This is a genomic window from Caballeronia sp. M23-90 (genome assembly GCF_053574605.1).
On the sequence record NZ_JBSIPA010000675.1, the window covers coordinates 1 to 2,464 of the forward strand.

4 protein-coding genes are annotated in these 2,464 nt (G+C 61.3%); 1 reads left to right on the forward strand and 3 read right to left on the reverse strand.

The window, feature by feature from the left end; all coding sequences use genetic code 11:
- A partial coding sequence (locus tag ACRXB1_RS34495; RefSeq protein ID WP_449494589.1) for an SAM-dependent methyltransferase occupies positions 1-418 on the forward strand: 418 nt, incomplete at its 5' end.
- Positions 419-483: 65 nt separating this feature from the next.
- Here ACRXB1_RS34495 and ACRXB1_RS34500 read toward each other — a convergent pair.
- The 3 genes from ACRXB1_RS34500 to ACRXB1_RS34510 all read right to left on the reverse strand — a co-directional run.
- Positions 484-1,485: a S49 family peptidase gene (locus ACRXB1_RS34500; protein ID WP_449494590.1), complete on the reverse strand. Its 1,002-nt coding sequence runs from the start codon at positions 1,483-1,485 to the stop codon at positions 484-486.
- 45 nt (positions 1,486-1,530) lie between these two features.
- Positions 1,531-1,917 (reverse strand): Rieske (2Fe-2S) protein, encoded by a 387-nt coding sequence (locus tag ACRXB1_RS34505; protein WP_062167255.1) that lies wholly within the window; start codon positions 1,915-1,917, stop codon positions 1,531-1,533.
- The coding region (locus ACRXB1_RS34510) for an HAD-IIIA family hydrolase (RefSeq protein WP_449494591.1) at positions 1,914-2,464 on the reverse strand (551 nt) is incomplete at its 5' end. The genes ACRXB1_RS34505 and ACRXB1_RS34510, both read right to left, overlap by 4 nt.

Consider the following 2,464-nt stretch of genomic DNA (forward strand, 5'->3'; position numbering starts at 1 on the left):
CGACTTTCACGCCCTGCTCGTGCGCGCGGCGCACGAGCAGGGCGTGAAAGTCGTGCCCTTCGTAGGACCGAGTTCGATTTTGCTCGCATTGATGGCATCGGGCATGAACGGCCAGAGTTTCGCGTTCAATGGCTATCTTCCTGTCGATGCTGCCGAGCGCGGCAAACGCCTTCGAGAACTCGAAGTTTTGTCGAGAAAAGCGAATCAGACGCAGATTTTTATCGAGACGCCGTACCGGAACCGGGCATTGCTGGATACGTTGCTCGCGACGTGCGCGCCTTCGACGCTGGTTTGCGTCGCAGTCGACCTGACGATGCCGGAGGAAACCATCATCACGCGCACGGTTTCCGAGTGGAAAAAGAAAGCCGCGCCAGAGTTGCACAAACGGCCGGCGATTTTCCTGCTGCTGGGCGCGTAAAAAGCATGAAAAAAACCGCTCGCCTGAATGTTCAGGGCGAGCGGTTTTTCCTTCTGCGCCGAAAACTACTTCAACTGCATCTTGCCGCCCATCATCAACGCGCTCATCGACGCATTTCCGACCGCCGCGCCAAACTTACGTGCAACGCGCTCGCCAATGCTCTCTTTTTGCGTGTAATCAACAAGATCCGGCTGTTTCACGATTTCACGTGCGACGTAATCCGCGTCGCCGAAACCATCGGCGAGACCGAGCTCGACGCTCTTCTGCCCCGTCCAGAACATGCCTGAGAACAGATCGGGGTTGTCTTTCAGGCGCGCGCCGCGGCCTTTTTTGACGGCATCGATAAATTGCGCGTGGATCTGGTCCAGCATCTCCTGCGCGTGGGCATCCATTCCCGGCGTTTCCGGCGAGAACGGATCGAATGCGCCCTTGTTCGCACCCGATGTATGCAAGCGGCGCTCAACGCCAAGCTTGCTCATCAGGCCCGTAAAGCCGAAACCGTCCATCAGCACGCCGATCGAACCGACGATGCTCGCTTTATCGACGAAAATCTTGTCCGCCGCGGCGGCGGCGTAATAACCGCCCGATGCGCACATGTCGTTCACGACCACATATAGCGGCTTGGACGGATATTTCGTGCGCAAGCGCGTGATCTCACGATTGATGATCCCCGCTTGCACCGGACTGCCGCCCGGGCTATTGCAGCGAAGGATCACTGCCGCAGTGGCGTCGTCTTCGAACGCGCTGTCGAGCGCGGCATTCACGTTGTCCGCGCTGGCGTCACTGTTGGCGGAAATTTCGCCTTCCAGCTCCACGAGCGCCGTGTGACGCGCTGTTTTCGATACCTTGTCGCCGGTGAAATCGAATAAACGCCAGACTGCGACGGCCAGGATGGCAAGGAAAACGAAACGGAAAAAGATGCGCCAGCGGCGCGCCGAGCGCTGTTCGCTAATGGCCGCGAGCGCGATGCGTTCGAGCGCGGCGCCCTCCCAGTTTTCGCCTTTTGGCACGACGGTAGACGCGGGACGCGCCGGGTCGGAAGGTTCGGTGGGAATGTGATCGGACATGCGTCGCCTGGTTGACAGATTAAAGATTGAATCGGGAGTTTGGGTTCAAGCGGGACGCAGATCGGGGTCGGGAAGCCAGAAAACGGCGCGGCCGTCCGGCGTGTCGCGCTCCTCGGTTTCGACCTTCCGCAAACGCGCGCCGCGGCACGGGCCGCCGACGCACTTCCCCGTATCCGGCTCATAGATCGCGCCGTGGGTGGCGCACATCAAGTATAAGCCGGAGCTCTCGAAGAACTTGCCTTCGGACCAGTCAAGCTCCATGGGCACGTGCGCGCACTGGTTGAGGTAGCCGAAGGGCTTGCCGTCGTAGCGGACGAAAAACACAGTCGCTTCGCCGCTTTTACCAACCGCGTTGCGACGAACGCCGTCGCCGCCATCGACCAGTTCGTCCGATGCACACACGCGCACAGCTTCGGCCGCCGCTCCGGTCATGCGTTTTCCCGCAGCCAGTCGCCGAGCGCGGTCACGTTTTCGGCCACGAACAGGGGCTCGAGCGCATGCAGCGACTTGGCCGGATGCGCGCCATAGGTCACGCCGACCGATGCCGCACCCGCGTTCTTCGCCATCTGCAGGTCGTGCGTGGTGTCGCCGATCATCACCGTGCGGTTCACGTCCTGGCCGAGTTCGCGGGTCAGCTCGTGCAGCATCGCGGGATGGGGCTTGGAGAAGGTTTCATCGGCGCAGCGGGTGCCATCGAAAAGGCTTGTCAGGCGCGACTGGTCGAGCGCCCGGTTCAATCCCACACGGCTTTTGCCCGTGGCGACCGCCAGCAGATAGCCTTCATCGCGCAGGTTTTGCAGCATCTGCCGCACGCCCGCGAAGAGCTCGGTCTGCTCGCCCTTGATCAGGTAATGAAAGCGATACCGCTCAGCCAGCTTCGGATAATCGACGGGATCGAGCGTGGGCGCCGCGATCTGCAACGCGTCGCGCAGGCCGAGACCGATCACGTAGCTGGCGGCTTCATCGGCGGGAACGGGCA

What these genes read in the sequence shown, in the direction of transcription:
- ACRXB1_RS34505 (WP_062167255.1), bottom strand. Translation starts at nt 1,917, where the DNA reads ATGACCGGAGCGGCGGCCGAAGCTGTGCGCGTGTGTGCATCGGACGAA.
- ACRXB1_RS34500 (WP_449494590.1), bottom strand. Translation starts at nt 1,485, where the DNA reads ATGTCCGATCACATTCCCACCGAACCTTCCGACCCGGCGCGTCCCGCG.